Genomic DNA, 19486 nt, shown 5'->3' on the forward strand with positions numbered 1-19486 from the left:
TTATTATAAAATATCTTACTTATACTTGCGTAAGTGTTAGTAAGAACTGCATTCGTTTGTACAGAATGCATGCCCTACTTATCTTTCGCCAATACGCCCTAAGCTTTTTGTAGTAAAGATTACTTTCTGAATTATCAGAAGGTAACAGTGATATACCGCAGGCTAATTGCGAAATGGATAAAAAAGACAAATTACACGAACTGGTTCGGTCGATGAGTATGGCCGAAAAGCGGCGTTTTACCATAGATGCATCTCAACATACGACAGGAAAAGAGCGAAAATACATCTTGCTTTTTGATGTGATGGTTGAGATGAAAGTCTACAATGCAGAGGCTCTGGTTGAAGTACTCAAAAGTCATGGCTATGCAACTCAGCATCTGGCTTCTGATAAAAACTACCTCTACAACCTTATCATCAAGAGCTTAAGCTCTTTTTATTCGGGAAAAAATACCAGCCTTAATATCAAAGAAAAGTTACATCAGGTAGAAATTCTTTTTGAACGGGGCTTATATGAGCAATGCATTTCCATTCTGAAAAAAACAGAATCACAAGCGAGAAAATATGATCTCTACGCGCTTTTGATTGAAATTGCCAGCTGGAAAGGTCGGACGTATGAGCGTTTGGGGGAATACAGCAAAGCTGCTGGAGAACTTCAGCATACCCTTTCGCATATGGCCTGGATGGACAATCGCATGGCCTTTAAGAAACTCTTCTATCAGATGCAGGAGTTGGTTGAAAGGATTCCGAGTGTGAGGAATGAGCAGGAAATGAAAATCTATCAGGATTTTATTTCCCATCCTTTTCTGGAAAATGAAGAAATTCCGCTGTCTTTTCATGCAGGTCTGGATTTCTGGCGCATCCATCAACATTATCATCAGGCCGTCGGCAATGTAAAAGAAGAACTGCAAGCCAATCACAAGCTTTTGGGCCTGATGGAATCGCAGTCAGACTATATCGAGGAATTTCCTTATGATTATGCCACTATCCTGAGTCGCATTCTTAGATTGAGTTTACAGGCCTCTGAGGAAGAGTTTGAGCTTAACCTTGAGCGTCTTCAATCATTCCCCGCCAAAGCAAAGAAACTCAAACGCTCGGTAGAGGCCCGAGCAAAAATAGATACCAGTCTGATCCGACTTGAGAAACTAATAAAGGATCAGGAATATGCGGAAGCCATCAGTTTTCAGAAAGAGATGGAAAAAATCTGCCAGGTCCACAGAAAGCATATGAAAAAGGCCGATACCTTCAGGTGTCATTTCCTTTCAGCAGTCATTTTCGTCAAGGTAAATCGAATTAAAGATGCCCTGGATAAGGTCAATGAATTGCTCAATGAACATAGATCTGCTGCCAATCGAGAATTACAGATCAGTCTGGAAATCCTGAATATGGTTGTCCACTATCACCTCGGAAACTTCAGTTTGCTTAAGTATCGCGCAAAATCCCTCTCCGGTCAGCTAAGTCGTTCTCAAAGACTCTACAAACCAGAGGAAGAAATATTCCGTTTGTTCAGCAAACTATCCAATGACAAGATCAAGGACCCCAATTACCATAGCCAATTATTGATCGACGCACATGAGGTCCTATATGCATTGATGGAAGACCCTCTCCATCGGAAAGCCTTCCATCATTTTGATTTTCTTGTATGGTTAAACCGGCAAAAGAAAGAAATCAGTGGCCAGCTCCAGGAAATCTAGGCCTGAGCGACAATCTTTCTGATTTGCTCTATTCTATTAAGATCTTTTTCAGCGGCTTTTTCTGATTCCTTTTTTTTAGGAAGCAATCGTTTGGCATTTTTAACTGGCTCTATTTCCAGGGCATGCTCTATTACCTCTGACATCTTACTGACATAGATGAATTCAAGGTCCTTTACATAGGATTCCTTGATCTCACTTACATCTTTCTGGTTTTCCTGGCAAAGGACGATGGTTTTGATTCCAGCTCGTTTTGCGGCCAGCACTTTTTCCTTTATTCCCCCTACAGGCAATACTTTACCTCTTAAGGTAATCTCTCCCGTCATCGCCAAATTGGTCTTAATGAGGCGTTGAGAGAACTGAGATGCCAAAGAGCTCAGGATGGTTATACCTGCTGAGGGGCCATCTTTAGGAATTGCTCCCGCAGGAATGTGCAGGTGAATGTTCCAGTGCTTAAAGACATCGTAAGGGATGCCAAAGGAATCGCAATTAGCCCGAAGATAGGTATATGCCAGAGTGGCAGATTCTTTCATCACTTCTCCCAGTTTTCCCGTCATGCTCAGTCGGCCGTTTCCAGGGGTCAGGGTTGATTCTATATGTAAAATCTCACCTCCTACCCTCGTCCAGGCTAATCCAATAGCAACTCCGGGACTTTCAATCTGCTTATAGGCTTCTTTTTCAAATCTTTTTATGCCAAGGAAGTCTCTAAGGTTCTTCTCAGATACGTTGACTTTCTTTTTACCCTCCAGTACAATTTGCTTGGCTACTCCTCTGCAAATGCTCGCAAATTGCCTTCCCAGGACACGCACGCCAGATTCTCTGGTGTAATTTTCAATTACTGTGCGAATAGCTTTAGGACTCACCCCGATATGGCTGGTCTTCAAGCCATGATCCTTTCTGGCTTTGGGTAATAAGTGCTTACGCGCTATCTCGATCTTTTCTTCAAGCGAATATCCATTGATTTCGATGATCTCCATTCTATCTCTCAATGCAGGATGGATGGTCGAAAGGGTATTTGCTGTACAAATAAACATCACGCTGGAGAGATCATACTCTACTTCGAGGAAGTTATCACGGAAACTATTGTTTTGCTCCGGATCCAACACTTCCAATAAGGCAGAACTGGGATCTCCTCTGAAGTCATTCCCCACTTTATCAATTTCATCCAACATCAAAACGGGATTGCTGGTCGACGCCTTTTTCAATCCCTGAATGATACGACCGGGCATCGCCCCGATATAGGTTCTTCTATGCCCACGTATTTCGGCCTCATCTCTTGCACCTCCCAAAGAAATGCGGATGAATTCCTTATTCATCGCTCGGGCAATAGATTTACCCAAAGAGGTTTTCCCCACTCCGGGAGGGCCATAGAAACAAATGATTGGTGCCTTTTTATCTGCCTTCAGCTTCAATACTGCCAGATGCTCAAGGATACGCTCTTTTACCTTCTCAAGTCCATAATGATCCTCATCCAGTATTTTCTGTACCTCAGGAAACTCAAAACTGTCTTCTGCATAATGTTCCCAGGGAAGATCAAGGAGCCATTCGATATAGTTGATAACGATGGCATAATCCGGCATAGAAGGGGTCAGGCGTGATAGCCTCAGGATTTCTTTGTCGAAAGCCTTTTGAACTTCATCCGGCCATATTTTCACACTGCCACGATTTCGCAGTTCTTCTACTTCGGATTCAAAGTTAGCTTCGCCTAATTCATCCTGAATAGTTCGAATCTGCTGACGAAGGATATATTCTCTTTGTTGTTTATCGAGGTCCGTTTTGACTTTCGTCTGAATTTCTTCACTGAGTTCAAGGACTTTCAATTCATCTCCGAGAAACTGAAGAATAATTTCTCCTTTCTCCAGAAGATCATCCATTTCCAGAATTTCCTGTTTTTCAGAAATCGTCAGACTGAGGTTGGATGCGATGAAATGTGTGAGGAAGCTCAGGCTCTCAATATTGTCCAGCGCGATTCTTGCCTCACTGGGTATATTAGGAGAAAGATCAATGATGCGGCTGGCCTCTTCCTTGAGGCTATGCATGAGGGCTTTGACCTGATCAGATTCCGGATAGGTATCCAAAGCCCGTGTAATTTTCCCTTTGAAATAAGGATCTCTCTGGGTGAACTCCAGAACTTCTACTTTGGATCGTCCCTGGATCACAATCGTAACACTACCATCAGGCATCTTGATCATTTTGTGAATGTGGGCAAGGGTGCCCACCATATACAAATCATCAAAATCAGGATCTTCTACTTCTATATTCTTTTGGGTGATTACTCCAATTCTTCGGTCATTGCTTTTATAAGCTTCCTTGACCAGTCTGATGGATTTATCTCTGCCTACCGTAATTGGAATCACAATACCCGGAAAAAGAACTGTATTCTTAAGTGTAAGGATACCAATCTCATCGGGCAACTCTTCATTCATGATCTTCTGCTCATCAGAATCAGATACAATCTGAAAATCATCGTCAAAAAACCCTTCCTGATCAAATGGTGAAAATGTCATTTTGTCTGCTTATGCGTATTGAAATCTTGCCCTAGCCAGTATATTGGAGTAAAAATGGGGCAAAACGGCCGTCAATTGTATTTAACAAGGAGAGTGCCTGCTTTACAAAATTAACGTATTCTAGCACATTGTCAGTACTTTTTTGTCGGAATGTTCAATTTTGTCAGGTAAGTTTTGTTTTTTCGCGCTTAGGTTAATTAACAGTAACTCTTTTTTTTACGAAACATATGTCTATATCTTTTAATGATGTTGTCTCAGTAACGGGATTACCCGGTCTTTATCAGGTGATCAAGAATAATGACAATTCGATAGTGGTTGAGTCATTGGATGACAAGAAAAAACGACAACTAATTCGGGGAAATATGATGGTGTCCAAGCTCACCGATGTTAGTATTTATACCGAAGATGACAGTGAGCCACTATTGAGCGTGTTGCAGGAGATCCAGAAAAAGTTTGGGAAAGAGCTTCCTGTCAGCAAGAAAAGTAGCAAAGATGAACTCATGGGTTTTCTAACCGGGGTTTTACCTACTTTAGACTCTGAAAGGGTTTATCCTTCCAATGTGAAGAAGCTGATCGGATGGTATAAAATCCTCAGTTCATTTGACATTGAATTGAAAATCTCCAAAGAGGAAGAAGAAAAGAACAAAGAAGAAGCTAAGAAAGCAGCGATCAAAGAGAAGGAAGCCAAACAGAAAAAATAATTCCTTTTGCCTCTTACGCTACACCCCATAAGTGTCCATTTCCCCATCGCCTTTTTATTTCTGGCTGGTGGATTGTACATTTTTTATCTTTTCAAATCTGACTTTTTCTTCTATCGATCTGCAAAACTCGTCCACCTCTTAGGAGTGGTGGGATTGATTCTTGCCATGTTGACAGGCAGGAGTGCAGCTAGCGAGATAGAAGCGGACAGTCCCTTAACTGATATTGTCCGAAATCATGAAATCCTGGGATACGGTGCCATCTGGGCATTTAGCATGCTACTGGTATGGTCTTACTTGCGGGAGAAAAGTTTTAAACAAAAAGAGCTGATATTTTTCAGTACTCTTTATTTAGTTTTTCTGGGAGTAATGGTCTATAGTTCCTACCTGGGCGGAGAGATTGCTCATCCCTAAAAGAAAAAGCCCCGAAGAATTCTTCGGGGCTTTTTCTTATTTATGTTTATCAGATCATTCTTCTGCTTCTCCTCCGCCTTTTTCCTCATTTGAGGTTTCTGGCGTTTCTACATTCTTGGTCTCCTCCACATTTGTATTTGTGTTGTCAAATTCATTTTCGGAGCTACCAATGCGACGCCTTCTTCTTCTTTTTGAAGGATCCTTGTCTGCATCCCCCTGATCAGAATTATAATTGCGATCGCGATCTGAATAATTGTCTCTATTTCTATAGTCGCGGTTATATCCTCCTCCTTCTCTGCGGTCTCCATATCCACCGCCACCTCCGCGGTTGTAACCACCTTCACGGCGATCTCCATATCCACCACCGCCTCCGCGGTTGTAGCCTCCGCCACCACCGCCTCCACGGTTATAGCCTCCTCTACTGTCACGATTGTAGCCTCCGCCACCACCGCCACCGCGGTTGTAACCTCCTCTGCTATCGCGGTTGTAGCCGCCGCCACCGCCGCCACGGTTATAGCCGCCTCTGTTATCTCCTCCTCTATTATCTCCACCTCTGTTGTCTCTATTGTATCCGCCTCCACCTTCTCTGCGGTCTCCATATCCACCGCCTCCTCCACGGTTGTAGCCACCTTCACGGCGATCTCCATAACCACCACCGCCTCCGCGGTTGTAACCTCCTTCACGACGGTCGCCGTAGCCACCACCGCCTCCACGGTTATATCCTCCTTCACGACGGTCTCCATAACCACCGCCGCTTCCGCCGCCGCGATTGTAGCCGCCTCCGCCGCCACCTCCACGGTTGTAGCCTCCGCCACCTCCGCGATTGTAACCGCCTCCGCCGCCACGGTTGTAGCCGCCTCCGCCACCACCACGGTTGTAGCCTCCGCCACCCCCGCGATTGTAACCGCCTCCGCCGCGGTTGTAACCGCCGCCGCCACCACGATTGTAGCCTCCGCCTCGGTTGTAACCTCCACGGCCACCTCCTCGGTAGCCACCTCGGCCACCTTCTTCGGCTTCTCTTTCTTTTTTACGTTTTACTTTGAATGCCAGTCTGGCATTGATTTCCTGATCGATCTTCTCGATAAAGTTTTCGGGATAGGCGTTAACTTTAAAACTTTCCCCATCTTCCTGTTGCTCTATCTGCTCTGGATCTCCCCCGGTTTCTTCTCTGTACAAATCTGCTACTCTCCAGCCAATTACCTGGAGGTCTCTGCGTGTCATTCGTAAGTCTCGGGCCTGAATTTGTTGAAATACGGTGATAAGATTCATGAAAGGATGCTTAATGTCGGTTATGCACAATACGACGCTAATAACAAAACTTGGGTCTCAAATAATATTAATGATTACTACTCTAGTGCGTTTGTAGGTAATAGTTACGTGAATTTGCTGTGCTTGTATATATTAGTATTACGTATATCTTGAACAAAGTTCTCTATTAATCTCTAAATTCTCAAGTAAATATAGTGTCAAATCAAAAACTTTATGCCGAAATAATATTTAAACTCTATTAAAAACTCAATTTTTGCTACAAATGCAGTACCAAAAGCTCGGAAATTCCTCATTAAATGTAAGTATTATCTCTCTGGGATGTATGTCACTTGGCACAGATCAGACAAAAAATGAACGAATTATTCACGCTGCTATTGATCAGGGCATAAATTTCTTTGACACGGCAGACTTATATGATAAAGGATTAAATGAGGAAAATGTTGGAAAAGTTTTGAAGGAAAAACGACAAAATGTCTACCTCGCATCCAAAGTGGGTAATGAATGGAGAGCTGATGGGTCAGGCTGGGACTGGAATCCACATCCCGATTATATAAAAAAGAGTATTCATAAAAGCCTCCAGAGATTAGGCACCGATTATCTGGATCTTTATCAACTTCATGGAGGGACAATGGAAGACCCTATTGATGAAACCATAGGTGCATTTGAAGACCTAAAACAAGAAGGCTTGATAAGATATTATGGCATTTCCTCCATTCGCCCGAATGTCATTCGGGCCTGGACGGAAAAGTCCCATATGAGTTCTGTGATGATTCAATACAGCTTGCTGGACCGTAGGCCCGAGGAATTTAGCCTGGATCATCTCCATGCCCATGGAGTCTCAGTGCTTGTCAGAGGAGGGCTGGCAAAAGGTCTTCTGGTAGATAAAGAAGCAAGACCTTATTTGGGATATACTGCTGAAGAGGTTAAAGAGGCCCGGGAGGCGGTATATAATGTAAGTGGCCCTCTAAGGAGTCCGGCTCAGGTAGCCTTACAATATAGTCTGGGGCATGCAGCAGTATGTAGCATCGTATCAGGTGCCAGTAAGCTTGAGCAAATCCTGGAAAATACTGGGGCCGCGTCTTCTCCTGCTCTGAGTATGGACGAACGGATCAGTCTTCAAACGAGTATCCGGCCTATTCGATATGAAAAACACAGGTAGTTCGAACTATCATATGTTCTAATTAGGATCATTTGCCCTTCTTTTTAGAAATATGTGGCGAAAGCAAAAAATATTTACTTTTCTTCCTGTCTGCCGCCTTCCCCTAAATCAAGTCTAATGAAGCTGTAAAGTCCCTTCAAATCCCTCTTTTTGGCATTCCTACTTACATTTCTTACTTCCTTCATATTGCGTTAATATAAAGCCTCTTTTGGATTGGGATTCAAATATGAGGCCGGTATATATGTAGCTCAGAAAGGGAAAATCCTTTCAGTTTTACTTCTTTACTTTTCCTGAAACCTTTAAACAAACAGAAAGCCACCCGAGATATGCAGGCAAGCGCATTGGTATATTGTAAAAAATCCCCTAAAAGGGTTGTACTTGTTTCTGAGGATGAAAGCCTTGAAGAAGAAATTGAAGGCATTCTTTCCCAAATCAACCTTCCCAAAGTCATTAAGAGACACAAAAGTTTGGAGATAGATTCATCTATCCTAGAAGAGGAAAATCCTCACATGGTCATCATAGATTATGAGACTTGTTCCAATCCAGGCTTTATAAAGAAGGTAAAACAATTTGACCCGGAATTACCCCTTATCCTTATCCATGCATCAGAAAAAGCAGGTCACAAGCTGGCTGAGGAAGTCAATGGCCGTATAAAGTTTATGCCAAGGGATACCGTACGTTTTTCGGGCCAAATCCTATATAAACGAATTCATAGTTACGCGATCAAAAATTTTCAGGAACAAAGAGAGAATACGCGTAAAAAAATAGAGGAAAACATCCAGGGTTTAACTGAAATTCAGGATTTCTGGAATGCGGAGTCTCACCAAATCGATCCTTCCTACAAAAAGGTTTTGGCTGAATTAGCATCCACCCTCAATTATCTCCAGATGCTCAATCAGGAATTTGATACTTCCTGGGAATTTCAAGAAAATCCTAAAAAGACCAACTAAAGGCTTTTTTCATTTTTGCGCCTCCACAAGCAAATTTCTGACTAAAAATACTGCTGGATTCAACCCAATACCCTTTCTCATTCCTGACCAGTTTCATTCGAACTTTAACTCTTTGATCGTATAGAAGTTTAATTTTTACCTGTTCCGATCCCAGGCGTATTTTTTTGATCTCCAGCCAGTGTTGATCATTTTTATCAATAGATAAACGCATAGGCAGAATTTCTTTTTGGAAACTCAGGTCTTTATAAAGAGGAATTCGCGAGTTACTTACAATTCCTTTTAGCAGTACGTTCTTACTGCTATCTCTACAGAAGTACCCTTCCCATTGACTGGAATTCATTGCTGTCTCCAAAATTTCAGGTAGATCGCTTTGCGCATAAAGGGAAAAACAAGAGATGCATATCAGGCAGCAGATAAGGTTCTGCCGCAAAAAATGAGGCATAGGACTTAATTTCCCCTAAGAAGAGATTGTGGGTAAAAAGGTTGCAAAAGGAAGGCCTAATTATTCATTCTGCAGCCTTTGTTTATATCCTTCTAGCTCGGCCATAGTTTCTGCATCCAGTTTAGGATAAGCCATATCCAGTTTTTCCATATGCTGCAATATGATCTGAGATACAATCAGGCGCATATTCTTTTTATCATCTGCTGGAACCAGGTACCAGGGAGCAGTGGGTCGAGCCGTTTCATTGATGGCATCTTCATAGGCCTCCATATACTTATCCCAGTGTCCTCTTTCTTCGACATCTCCTCCCGAAAACTTCCAGTTCTTCGAAGGGGTATCAATCCGTGCCAGGAATCGGTTTTTCTGCTCCTCCTTAGAGACATTTAGAAAAAACTTGACTACCTGAATTCCATTTCGGAAAGCATAATCCTCCAGATTCCGAATATCCTGGTAGCGATCCTGCCAGACTTTATCCAAATCCTCAATTTGCTCTGGAGGAATTCTTTGGTATTTCTGCACAATCTTAGGATGTACCTTTACAACCAATACTTCTTCATAATAGGATCTATTAAAAATCCCTATTCTCCCACGAGGAGGAAATCTACGGGTCGTTCTCCACATAAAATCATGATCCAGTTCTTCTTTGCTTGGGGCTTTGAACGCAGATACCTCAACCCCATGCGCATTGATGCCAGACATTACGTGGCGGATGGTACTATCTTTTCCTGCTGCATCCATGGCCTGGAAGATCAATAACATCCCATATCGGTCATGGGCATACATCATGTTTTGCAACTCATCGATTTCCTCCCGATAATCTGACAATTGATCTTTATAGTCCTTCTTATCCTCATAACACTCCTGAACCTTGTTCGGGAATTTACTCAATTTGATCTTTTTTGAACCATCAGCCAGGTAGGGCTTTATATCTATAAATCTCATAGTTTTCGTTTAGCTGGAAATATAGATACTATTCGAAGAGTATTCAACCTCGAATAGGCAGTAATTGAGAATAGACAGGCTTGCCGAATAATAAAATGGATCGAAGTTCTTTTCTTTTGCTTTGAAAAAAGTTACTTTCGTTTGCCTAACAAACACCGGACATGCCCAAACAACTGTTCATTTTTTGTTTGTTCGTTTATTTATTACCTGTTAGCTCAGACGCACAAAACCTAAAGGCACAAATAAATAAGACTCATCTGGAAGCTTCGGAGATCCTGAAGCTTGACCTTACTATATTAAGTCGTAAAAAAATTGAGGAACCCCATTTTCCTGATATCACTGGATTCAGGAAAGGGAAATTGATTAGTCCCAAATTAAGCAGGGGAAGTAGAAGGGAAGCTACTTATTCTCAATTGTATTATCCACTTGCGCTGGGAGAATTCAAAATCCCCTCCTTTCCCGTTTATGTTGAAGATCGAAAAATATTTACCGATCCTCTATCCGGAAAGGTCATTGAAGATTCGGGAATATCTCCAGCTTTTCAAGAAGTAAAATTCCCCGTTGAACTGATTAGCCGTCTGGAACCCATAGATGTATATAAAGGTCAGGCAGTGAAACTGGACATTTGTCTCAAACTGGATGAGAAATACCTGAATAATTTTTCTTTCCCTGATTTAGAAAAAATAGAACAAGAAATCATTGCTCAACTCGATGATGGCGCTTTTGATTGGGAAGTGATTCCTAAGCGAATGATAAAGAACATTTCTGAGAAGTCGAGCCCCGAGGATCAGGACCTCTTGTCTCTCTGCAGTATTTACCTTATCCCCAAGAAGCAAGGGAATATTGATCTGCCGGCTTTTCAATTACAACTGAGAAAAAAATGGCTGCGTAAGAAAGGAAATAATCGCAAAGCGAGCGAAGACTACTCTATCCGATACTATCCTGCAGAATTTATCAGTAGAATTTCCCGACTTTCGGTTTCATCTCTTCCTCCTACTTCTTTGCCTTTATCAGCGACTGTAGGAGAATTTCAGATCAAGGATAGTCTGAATAAAAGCAATTATTTCTGTGGAGAGCCTATAAGACTATTCGTTGAAGTAAGTGGCATTGGAAATTTAAGAGCTGTTCCCAGATTAAGACTAAAGGGCCCTGAGAGTTTTTTGATATATGATCCCCTCTCACGTCCTGAACTCATCCCGGATCATGAAGCCCTTAAAGGGAAAAAGACCTTTATATATGAACTCGTCGCTTCTCAAGCTGGAGATTATCGCATACCTCCCCTGAGTTTGTACTATTTCAATCCCCGAAAAAACAGCTATGACTCTACTTACTCAGACTCAATTTATCTAAGTATACAAGGAGAGGCCATCCCTCAACTTCTTGAGATCAATACCCTCGATAATTTTTACCGAATTGCATTGAAGGATAGCAGCAATACTCCCCCTTACAGAATTGAGGGAATAAACAGCTGGATTCTTGGCGCATCCGGTGCGATTTTGATCCTGTTATTGTTGAGTTTTTTCCAACCCGCATACTGGTTTTTCGGCAAGAATAAGCAAAAAGCAGCCCTTTCTCCCGGTCTGAAAAAGTTACTACAAAACAAAAAGGCCTAAATATCACTTATTTTACATATAGGAAAAGAACTATTGCCCAATTTGCATAAGTTCTGAAACTTATAATGTTAATATGAAAATCATCAATCAAATTCTGAGTCTGGCCCTCTGCTTTGGCATGTTTAGCGCCTGTGCCCAGAATTCCACCACAAAGTCCTCACAAAAAAAATCAGCCGCTGTGACATCATCATCTATTGAAAAGGTCGTCAAGACAGAAGAAGAATGGAAAGAACTTTTGACTCCTGAGCAATTTAGAGTTGCCAGAGGTCATGGAACTGAAAGAGCTTTCACAGGTAAATATTGGGACAACAAAACTGAAGGCACCTACACATGTGTAGCTTGTGGACTTCCATTGTTCGCCTCTGACACCAAGTTTAAGTCAGGAACGGGCTGGCCCAGTTTTTATGAACCCATACAGGAAGAACATGTAGGAGAAGATCGCGACACTTCATATGGAATGGTCAGAACCGAAGTTCACTGTAATCGATGTGAATCTCACCTGGGACACATCTTTCCAGATGGGCCAAGACCTACCGGATTGCGCTATTGCATAAATTCGGCATCCCTCAACTTTGTTCCTCAATCTGAGACCGCAGAGAAGAGCGATAACAACTAAGCTTATCAGCTAAGCCTGAGTAACATTCGAAAGCAATATCAAAATATTTTCTGAGAGCATCAGATAGGTTTGTATGTATGCATTTTTTACCTATCTTTGCACACTCAAAATTTGAATAGCAATATGTACGCAATTGTAGATATCAAAGGACATCAGTTCAAAGTAGAGCAGGGCCAGAAGCTTTACGTAAATCGTATGGAGCAGGAGCCCGGTGAAAGTGTGGAGATTAAAGAAGTACTTCTTGTAGACAATGACGGAAAGGTAGCCGTAGGCAAACCTTTTGTTAAAGGTGCGAGTGTCTCCGTGAAAGTACTGGATCACCTAAAAGATGATAAAATCATCGTTTTTAAGAAAAAAAGACGCAAAGGTTACCGCGTAAAAAACGGACACCGTCAAGCGCTTTCTCAAATTGAAGTTGAAGCTATCAAAGGGTAATTCCTTTTTTAACACCTAATACCAAATACTCATGGCACATAAGAAAGGGGGAGGTAGCTCCCGAAACGGACGTGAATCAGAAAGTAAACGCCTTGGCGTAAAGATTTACGGTGGACAAAAAGTAATTCCTGGCAACATCATCGTTCGCCAAAGAGGAACAAAATTTAGAGCCGGAGAAGGAGTTGGAATGGGAAAAGACCATACCCTCTACTCTCTTTCTGAAGGAACGGTTAAATTCACTACACGTACCTACAACCAGAAAACTCGTAAGGTTGTAAGTGTAGAAGAAGCCGCAGAATAAAGAAAAAATAATAGGCTCTATTTTCAGGAGCCTATTATTTGGACTCCATTCATAACGGTGTTAGATATTATTTCATGTCAAAAACAACCTTGAGACAAGCTTCTTTCTTTTGATCAAAAATCTCATATGCATGGACTGAATTTTCCAGGGCCAATCTATGAGAAACGATCTCTCCTATGGGATACTTCCCACTTGCGATCAAATGGATCATTTTGTCCATATATGCTCTCGCAGGCGCCCTTCCTATCCGATACGTTATATTTTTATCATAAGCCTCTACCGGTGAGAAATCGATATGATTACTGGTATGGACACCTACTGTCGAAATAGTAGCTCCTGGGCGCGCTATATCAAAGGCCAGACGACCAGCAGAAGAAGCCCCTACTGCTTCCATTATCGAACTGGCTCCCCTACCCTCACTATGCTCCTTTACTTGCTCAATCGCGTCTTCTTCCTTAAAATTTACAGCGATTGCGCCAAACTTCTCTGCGATGGCTAGTCTTTCGGGAACAGCATCTATCGCTATTACTTTCTTCGCTCCCAGTTCGCGGGCAGATAGTATACTCATCAAGCCCACTGGCCCACACCCAATTACTACCGCTAACTCATCTAATTGTAAATCTGCTCTACTGGCACAATAATATCCTGTGGAAAGGATATCACCCGAAAACAACACTTGCTCTGCGGGCAAATCCTTAGAAAAACTTAACAGACTGGAGTCTGCAAGAGGAACCCTTACATATTCGGCTTGTGCCCCCTGAAGACCTTTGCCTCCTGATACCCATCCAAACAATTGTCCTTCTTCGCAGCGACAACTCAAACCGATCCGGCAGTAGTAGCATCTGCCACAGTTGGTAGTAAATGGAGAAACTACCCAATCCCCTTTTTGAATATTTTTCACCTCTTTCCCCAGCTCCACAACTTCTCCCACAAATTCATGTCCCATTACCGTCCCGGGATCCTGTCCCTTCTCATGCCCTCGATACACATGTAGATCTGATCCACATAGTGCTGCAAATTTAACTTTTACGATAGCATCTCTTTGATCCAAAATAACAGGGTCCGAAACTTTTTCAGTGCCTATTTTATATTGCTTATGGAAAGTTATGGCATTCATCTTATAGTATGATTATCAATAATGCCTCAAAATAGTAAAGAGGGTCAATAAAATTCATTTTTAATTTTCGGAAAATGCCAAGTTGGAGGGATTATTGCTTTATAGATATTTCCGAATAGGTACTAATGCAGACAATTGGTGCATCATTGTACGCGATTAAGATTCTGCAACTAGGATAATGTAAGTTTATTCGGAAAATTGTCGGTCTATTAGGTACAGGGAAATAGGATTTATAATGATCAGTTTAATATTCACACGTAAAAAGCTACTAGTTGGTGTATCTGGAAGAGTTACCGAATTTCTTGAAGTAGACGGCAACCCTTTCATTGAATTCGGATATCGCACTCCGGCTGAGGCACTCCGGGAAAATCTGGACGAAATCCTCAATGAATACAGATACTTTGTCAAAAGAAATGGGGAAGCCATGCCCCAGGAGATTAGCTTGTCTATTCTCTATCCCAATGACCGACCAGCAGCGGAACTGGCTCAAATTCAAGAAGTAATAAGCAGGGATGGCGTAAGCCTCTCTATCGTCCATATTGATAGCCTGGTGCTACCATATCTATATGGAATCGCATTATGATGAAATAATTTCGGAGCCTTGTATTGTTTTAGAAGCTCTGGACAATTATATCAGCTTATTATACTTCCACAATCCACGTAAAGTAAATGGAAGTTTCCTCCCAATCGAGGAAAACAATCTTCCTACTGAATACCTCAAAGAAAAACTTTCTCCCCAAAGACTGGAATCAATGGGGATAAAGCAGGTTTTCCTTTTGGGTAAGTACTTATATAATGACTTCGTTCTGGATTTTCTGGAAAATGATCTTTCTCTGGGTAATTTTATTGTGAGAAGAAATACCAGTCACCTGACAGATTATAAATTTATGATCAAGGGTAGCCAAAGGAGAATGAAGGACTTTAGCATCAATCCTTCTGAGCGCCTGGCTGACTGGAACAAAACCCTCGCAAGAATACAAATTCCGGTAAGTAAAAGAGATTATGACAGTGATCTTCGCTACAACAAACTGGAAGATGATAAAGACAATCTCTCAGGTCCCTCAGATTCTACCCTCAAACTCACAGGTAAGGTAGATGACAGAAGTCTGGAAATAAATCAGGAAATAAATTCCTTTTCCAATCATAGTTCGGATAACAGAGAACTTGATGAGCTTAAATCAAGGCTCAGAAAACAAAATGAGCTATATGAAAAAATGGCTCATTCTTTTGACGAAAGCAATCGCAGAGCGCAAGAATCTAATCTCAGGGTAAGAGAAACTGAAGGAGAGATCAAGCGCCTCAAAAAAATTCTGGAGTCAAAAGAACTGGAAATAGAAAACCTCAAAACTGAAATCAAAGATTCTGAGGAAGTCCAGCTCAATCTTGAGAACACAACTGAGGAATTGGAAAAGCTTCAGGAGCAATCCAAGATAACTTCAGATCTTAAGATTATACTTGCTGCCAAAGAAAAAGAATTGATTGAACTTCGGTCTGAAATCAAAAAGATCGGTGATCTGGAAAAAACACTTTCCAGCAAAGAGCAGGAAATCAGCGAATTAAAGATCAGGTTGATTAAAACCAATCAATACGAAAATGATCTGGAGACCAAGAATGCTGAAATTCTGGGTTTGCATGAGCAAATCAATAAAGTCTCGATGTTGGAAACAGAGTTGAGTGACAGGAACCAGGAGTTGATTGAACTCAGGTCTAAATTGGCCAATGCACTCGAGTTTGAAAAGCAGCTAAAGCTGAAGCAAGAGGAAGTTGAACAAGCCAGTAATCAGCAACAAAACCTGAAGGAAGGAGCCTACCTTCTGAAGAAACAAATCGAATTGCTTCAAAATAAATTGAAGGAAAAAGATGCATTTCTTCTGGAAAAGGATGAGGAGCTTAGCAAACAAGCAGAAGATGTAACTAGTCTGGAAGAGATTGAAAGAGAGAAAAACAGCTTGAAGCAGGAAATGGAGCTACTCCATACCCGCTATAAAATTCAGCAGGATCTCCTCATCAATAAAGACCAGGAATTTGCGGAATATAAAGATGAGCGTGTCCAGTCTGATGTTAAACTTGGGAAGGATATAGAGGAAAGGGATGAAAAGATTGAAGAGCTAAAAGATGAAATCAAACAGCGTCAATTTAAGCACAATGATGAGTTGAAAGTTCATTTGGCTGAATTGGACAACCTTAATAGCAAGGTAGACGCCAGAGAGCACAAGATTTCAAAGCTGGAAAAGGACAAAGAGAAACTAAACCAACAGGCCTCTGAATCTGAAGCAAATCTCAATGATCGCATCCTCGAACTGAAGGCTATTAACGTTCGCCTGAAAGTAAAAGAACTGGAGGTACAGGAGTTGGAGCAAAATCTTAAATCCCGTGAAGGCGAAATTGCGGAGTTGGGAGACAAGATGGTTGAGAAAAATGACCGGATCTCGGAAAGAGAGACGGAAAACATGAAACTCAAAGGGGATTTGAATTCCCTTAAAGATAAAGTGTTGAGTCTTGAGCTCGCTTTGAAGAAAAGTGAAGGAACGATTAAAGTTAAAGAAGATGAAATCCTTCTCTTAAAAAAGGAGATTAATCAACAAAAACTGGATGCAGCAAACATCTATCGTTCACATGAAAAACAGATTTTAAATCTGGAAGAAAAGATCAAAGGTCTCAATGATGATATCAATACAGGCAATGAAAAGATCGGGCAACTAGAAACCCAGTTGCGCCTGAAAGACAAAGAGATTCAAGAGAATATCGAGAAATTTCAGATCGAAAAGCAGGCAAAGCAAAATCTTTCGGACAAATTGCTGGAAAACAATAAGTACAAAGAAGAGTTAAGGCAAAAGCTGAAAGATAAAACTCACGAATTGGATCGGGCCCTTCCAGAGCTTGAAAAAAGCAAGATCCGATTACTCGATCTTAGTGGAGTTATTGAAAAGCAAAGAACCGCTGAACACGAACACAAAAATCAAATCGTAGATCAGCAAAAGAAAATTGGTATCCAGGAGAGGGATCTTGAAGAAAAGGCCAAAGAATTGGCTCGTTTGAAGGATATTTATGTCAAAACAGACTCTGACCTAAAGGATTCCAAGAAGAAGATAGAGGATAATCTGAATGCGATCTTCAACCTCAATAAAAAAGTAGAGGAAAAAGAAGGCATGATCAGCAGTTTGAATGAATCTATTAAAGGTTCCGAAAATGAGATTGTTGAACTGAAAGCCAAATTGGACCTAAGCACTTCACGTTGGGCTGATATAGGCTTGGCGCTGAAAGGAAGAGATGAGCACATCATCCAATTGGAAGACGAACTCACCTCTTTGCGAGAAGTTAAAAAAGTTCTGAGTCAGGACTATGATCAGGTCAATTTCGAATTGAATGATGCCAAGGCAAAACTGGAAGTATATGTTGCAGAAAGGAATGTAGCCGAAGCACGCGCCAATGAGTTAGGGCTTCAGGTAAAAAGATTGGAAGTTCTTTCCACAGAAAAAGAATCAGAGGACGAAACCTTATCCGATCTGCATACCACCATTCGCAACCTCAATAGGGAAATCACCAATCGAGAAGATAAAATCCAAAAATACAGAACTGAATTAGGCTCAAAAGAAAAAGAGATTGATCAGTTGAATAAACGTTTGGATTCACAAAGAGAGAAGTTGCACGCTGCCAATCAGGCAAATGAGAACCAGGAGCCTGATGAAAGACAAGCCAATATTGCAGCTCTCCAAACACGCCTCAATATTATGAAAACGGAATTGCAGGCGAAGGAGAGAGAAATGAAGGAGATGATCCATTCAAAATCCGAGCTAAATAAGAAGGTTCAGGTACTGGAGGAAAATCAACCCAGTGTTGGAGATGATGATAAGTTTCAGAAAATGATCGCAGGCAAGAATGAGGTGATTCGTGCGCTAAAGATCAAATTGGGGGAAAAGGACCGAGCATTGAAAGAGTTCAAACATTCTGGAGTTGCTAGTGGAAATGGCAAAGAGCAATTGGTCGCTTCTAAAGAGGCTAGAAAATTTGTTGAGAAGCTAAAATCTGTTGAGCAGGAGAAAGCAAGTCTGGCAGAACAATTGGAGTCTGCACAGGCGCAATTAGAAGACCAGGAGGCCTTGAGAAAGAAATTAGCTGAGATGGAAAGGGAAATGGTCGTACAAAGAGGCAGAACCAAATCCAGACTTGAAGCCCTTGAGGCAGAACTTCAAAAAGCTTTTGAAGGCCAGGATTCTCAAAATCCTGATATGAATTCATTTAACAAATTTCAGCGGACCGTCTAAATAAGGAAAATATCCATTTAATTATGCAAATATTACCGCTCAGGCATATGTTTGTTCTGAACCCCTAATAGGATAGTAATCCGTTTCTAATTCTTTTTAATTTACAGGGGATTATCAATTCGTTCTTAAGACAAGATTAGGAAAATATTCAGGGCACTTCCTGAAGCTGTATGTAACATGCATGAGTGAAACTGATTTTCTCATGCACGCAGAACGTAAATCTGCATGTTTGATCAAAAACGCAAGGAGTAGTGCCCTCAGCTATTGTATTCATGAAATTCGTATTTAGATTCGTACTATCACTTTGCGTTCTATACGGTGCACAAGGGTGTGTAAGCCATAATCAACTGCTAATGATGCAGCAAAAGGCAAACTTGGAAACCAGCCCCCCACCTACACCACCTGTTTATAAAATAAAGCCCCTGGACAATCTTATGATTAAGATTAATGCCTTTGATGGCTCTACCCAGGAATTTCTCAATCGTGAGTTTGGTGTCTCAGAACAAGCCAATGGACAGCTAAACTTTAATCCAGAATCCGTATATTATGTAAGTTATATTGTAGATTCAGAAGGATACCTTGATCTGCCCATTATAGGAAAGGTAAAAGCCAATGGTCTCAGCACCTGGGAACTCAGAGATACCCTCAATCTGGCCTTGAAGCCCCATATGGAATTAGCTTCAACCCAGGTAAAATTGGCCAACTTAAGAGTAACGGTCCTTGGAGAAGTTAAAAATCCGGGACTACAGTATATGTACAATGATAAAAATAGCCTACTGGAAATGATTGGTCAGGCTGGAGATATGACAAACTTTGCTGATCGGACCAGAATCCAGATCATCAGGCAAAGTGAAACGGGAACTATCAGTGCTTATATTGACTTAAGTAGTCCTGTGGCATTGCATTCGCCCTATTATTATCTCATGCCGGGAGATGTTGTTTATGTTGAACCCATCAAACCAAAAGCCTTTGAAGTCAGTTCAACTTCTCTAGGTGTATTCTTCTCGGCTGTTACTGCAGCAACCCTAATTATAAATCTGGTACTAGAGTTGCGGAGTAATCCTTAAAAT

The 19486-nt window shown here is 41.5% G+C and carries 17 protein-coding genes; 12 read left to right on the plus strand and 5 right to left on the minus strand.

Features of this window, described 5'->3' with window-relative positions:
- Positions 1-173: 173 nt before the first annotated feature.
- Positions 174-1691 (plus strand): hypothetical protein, encoded by a 1518-nt coding sequence (locus tag R8P61_13240; GenBank protein ID MDW3648025.1) that lies wholly within the window; start codon positions 174-176, stop codon positions 1689-1691.
- Here R8P61_13240 and lon read toward each other — a convergent pair.
- On the minus strand, positions 1688-4195 hold the full coding sequence (gene lon, locus R8P61_13245; protein ID MDW3648026.1) for an endopeptidase La: 2508 nt from the start codon (positions 4193-4195) through the stop codon (positions 1688-1690). The two genes, R8P61_13240 and lon, sit on opposite strands and share 4 nt — an antisense overlap.
- A 227-nt stretch (positions 4196-4422) precedes the next feature.
- On the opposite strand from lon, the gene R8P61_13250 reads away from it, so the two are divergent.
- The gene (locus R8P61_13250) at positions 4423-4896 is read left to right on the plus strand and encodes a DUF5606 domain-containing protein (GenBank protein ID MDW3648027.1); all 474 of its coding nucleotides are present in this window, start codon (positions 4423-4425) and stop codon (positions 4894-4896) included.
- A gap of 6 nt (positions 4897-4902) precedes the next feature.
- Positions 4903-5307, plus strand: a complete 405-nt coding sequence (locus R8P61_13255) for a DUF2231 domain-containing protein (protein ID MDW3648028.1) — start codon at positions 4903-4905, stop codon at positions 5305-5307.
- A 54-nt stretch (positions 5308-5361) separates the two neighbouring features.
- On the opposite strand, the gene R8P61_13260 is transcribed toward R8P61_13255, so the two are convergent.
- The gene (locus R8P61_13260; GenBank protein ID MDW3648029.1) at positions 5362-6576 is read right to left on the minus strand and encodes a hypothetical protein; all 1215 of its coding nucleotides are present in this window, start codon (positions 6574-6576) and stop codon (positions 5362-5364) included.
- Positions 6577-6838: 262 nt separating this feature from the next.
- Between R8P61_13260 and R8P61_13265 the strand changes: the two genes are divergently transcribed.
- Both R8P61_13265 and R8P61_13270 read left to right on the plus strand, forming a co-directional pair.
- A complete protein-coding gene (locus R8P61_13265) occupies positions 6839-7735 on the plus strand; it encodes an aldo/keto reductase (GenBank protein MDW3648030.1) in 897 nt (298 codons plus the stop codon).
- Between the two features lie 326 nt (positions 7736-8061).
- Positions 8062-8685, plus strand: a complete 624-nt coding sequence (locus R8P61_13270) for a hypothetical protein (GenBank protein ID MDW3648031.1) — start codon at positions 8062-8064, stop codon at positions 8683-8685.
- On the opposite strand, the gene R8P61_13275 is transcribed toward R8P61_13270, so the two are convergent.
- Together R8P61_13275 and R8P61_13280 are read right to left on the minus strand one after the other, a co-directional pair.
- Positions 8669-9025, minus strand: coding sequence for a hypothetical protein (locus R8P61_13275; GenBank protein ID MDW3648032.1), 357 nt, complete (start codon positions 9023-9025; stop codon positions 8669-8671). The two genes, R8P61_13270 and R8P61_13275, sit on opposite strands and share 17 nt — an antisense overlap.
- Before the next feature lie 162 nt (positions 9026-9187).
- Positions 9188-10069 (minus strand): polyphosphate kinase 2 family protein, encoded by an 882-nt coding sequence (locus R8P61_13280; protein ID MDW3648033.1) that lies wholly within the window; start codon positions 10067-10069, stop codon positions 9188-9190.
- Between the two features lie 161 nt (positions 10070-10230).
- Between R8P61_13280 and R8P61_13285 the strand changes: the two genes are divergently transcribed.
- The 4 genes from R8P61_13285 to rpmA all read left to right on the plus strand — a co-directional run bounded on the left by R8P61_13285 (position 10231) and on the right by rpmA (position 13034).
- On the plus strand, positions 10231-11682 hold the full coding sequence (locus R8P61_13285) for a BatD family protein (protein MDW3648034.1): 1452 nt from the start codon (positions 10231-10233) through the stop codon (positions 11680-11682).
- A 193-nt stretch (positions 11683-11875) separates the two neighbouring features.
- On the plus strand, positions 11876-12298 hold the full coding sequence (gene msrB, locus R8P61_13290; protein MDW3648035.1) for a peptide-methionine (R)-S-oxide reductase MsrB: 423 nt from the start codon (positions 11876-11878) through the stop codon (positions 12296-12298).
- A 123-nt stretch (positions 12299-12421) separates the two neighbouring features.
- Complete coding sequence (gene rplU, locus R8P61_13295) at positions 12422-12733, plus strand: 50S ribosomal protein L21 (GenBank protein MDW3648036.1); 312 nt, start codon at positions 12422-12424, stop codon at positions 12731-12733.
- A 31-nt stretch (positions 12734-12764) separates the two neighbouring features.
- On the plus strand, positions 12765-13034 hold the full coding sequence (rpmA, locus tag R8P61_13300) for a 50S ribosomal protein L27 (protein MDW3648037.1): 270 nt from the start codon (positions 12765-12767) through the stop codon (positions 13032-13034).
- A gap of 67 nt (positions 13035-13101) precedes the next feature.
- Here the strand turns inward: rpmA and R8P61_13305 are convergent, their stop codons facing one another.
- Positions 13102-14151: an alcohol dehydrogenase family protein gene (locus tag R8P61_13305; GenBank protein ID MDW3648038.1), complete on the minus strand. Its 1050-nt coding sequence runs from the start codon at positions 14149-14151 to the stop codon at positions 13102-13104.
- 235 nt (positions 14152-14386) lie between these two features.
- Between R8P61_13305 and R8P61_13310 the strand changes: the two genes are divergently transcribed.
- From R8P61_13310 to R8P61_13320, 3 genes are all read left to right on the plus strand, one after another.
- Positions 14387-14734, plus strand: a complete 348-nt coding sequence (locus R8P61_13310) for a hypothetical protein (protein ID MDW3648039.1) — start codon at positions 14387-14389, stop codon at positions 14732-14734.
- Positions 14718-18416 carry a hypothetical protein gene (locus tag R8P61_13315; GenBank protein ID MDW3648040.1) on the plus strand — a complete coding sequence of 1233 codons (3699 nt, stop codon included), beginning with the start codon at positions 14718-14720 and terminating at the stop codon, positions 18414-18416. The genes R8P61_13310 and R8P61_13315 overlap by 17 nt, the downstream gene beginning before the upstream one ends.
- A gap of 356 nt (positions 18417-18772) precedes the next feature.
- Positions 18773-19483 (plus strand): polysaccharide biosynthesis/export family protein, encoded by a 711-nt coding sequence (locus tag R8P61_13320; GenBank protein ID MDW3648041.1) that lies wholly within the window; start codon positions 18773-18775, stop codon positions 19481-19483.
- Positions 19484-19486 lie beyond the last annotated feature (3 nt).

Source organism: Bacteroidia bacterium, assembly GCA_033391075.1.
Lineage (GTDB): Bacteria > Bacteroidota > Bacteroidia > J057 > J057 > JAWPMV01.

Excerpts from the sequence above, each read along its gene's own strand:
- R8P61_13240 (MDW3648025.1), top strand. The coding sequence starts at position 174 with ATGGATAAAAAAGACAAATTACACGAACTGGTTCGGTCGATGAGTATG.
- lon (MDW3648026.1), bottom strand. The coding sequence starts at position 4,195 with ATGACATTTTCACCATTTGATCAGGAAGGGTTTTTTGACGATGATTTT.
- R8P61_13250 (MDW3648027.1), top strand. The coding sequence starts at position 4,423 with ATGTCTATATCTTTTAATGATGTTGTCTCAGTAACGGGATTACCCGGT.
- R8P61_13260 (MDW3648029.1), bottom strand. The coding sequence starts at position 6,576 with ATGAATCTTATCACCGTATTTCAACAAATTCAGGCCCGAGACTTACGA.
- R8P61_13265 (MDW3648030.1), top strand. The coding sequence starts at position 6,839 with ATGCAGTACCAAAAGCTCGGAAATTCCTCATTAAATGTAAGTATTATC.
- R8P61_13270 (MDW3648031.1), top strand. The coding sequence starts at position 8,062 with ATGCAGGCAAGCGCATTGGTATATTGTAAAAAATCCCCTAAAAGGGTT.
- R8P61_13275 (MDW3648032.1), bottom strand. The coding sequence starts at position 9,025 with ATGAATTCCAGTCAATGGGAAGGGTACTTCTGTAGAGATAGCAGTAAG.
- R8P61_13280 (MDW3648033.1), bottom strand. The coding sequence starts at position 10,069 with ATGAGATTTATAGATATAAAGCCCTACCTGGCTGATGGTTCAAAAAAG.
- R8P61_13285 (MDW3648034.1), top strand. The coding sequence starts at position 10,231 with ATGCCCAAACAACTGTTCATTTTTTGTTTGTTCGTTTATTTATTACCT.
- rplU (MDW3648036.1), top strand. The coding sequence starts at position 12,422 with ATGTACGCAATTGTAGATATCAAAGGACATCAGTTCAAAGTAGAGCAG.
- rpmA (MDW3648037.1), top strand. The coding sequence starts at position 12,765 with ATGGCACATAAGAAAGGGGGAGGTAGCTCCCGAAACGGACGTGAATCA.
- R8P61_13305 (MDW3648038.1), bottom strand. The coding sequence starts at position 14,151 with ATGAATGCCATAACTTTCCATAAGCAATATAAAATAGGCACTGAAAAA.
- R8P61_13310 (MDW3648039.1), top strand. The coding sequence starts at position 14,387 with ATGATCAGTTTAATATTCACACGTAAAAAGCTACTAGTTGGTGTATCT.
- R8P61_13315 (MDW3648040.1), top strand. The coding sequence starts at position 14,718 with ATGGAATCGCATTATGATGAAATAATTTCGGAGCCTTGTATTGTTTTA.
- R8P61_13320 (MDW3648041.1), top strand. The coding sequence starts at position 18,773 with ATGCAGCAAAAGGCAAACTTGGAAACCAGCCCCCCACCTACACCACCT.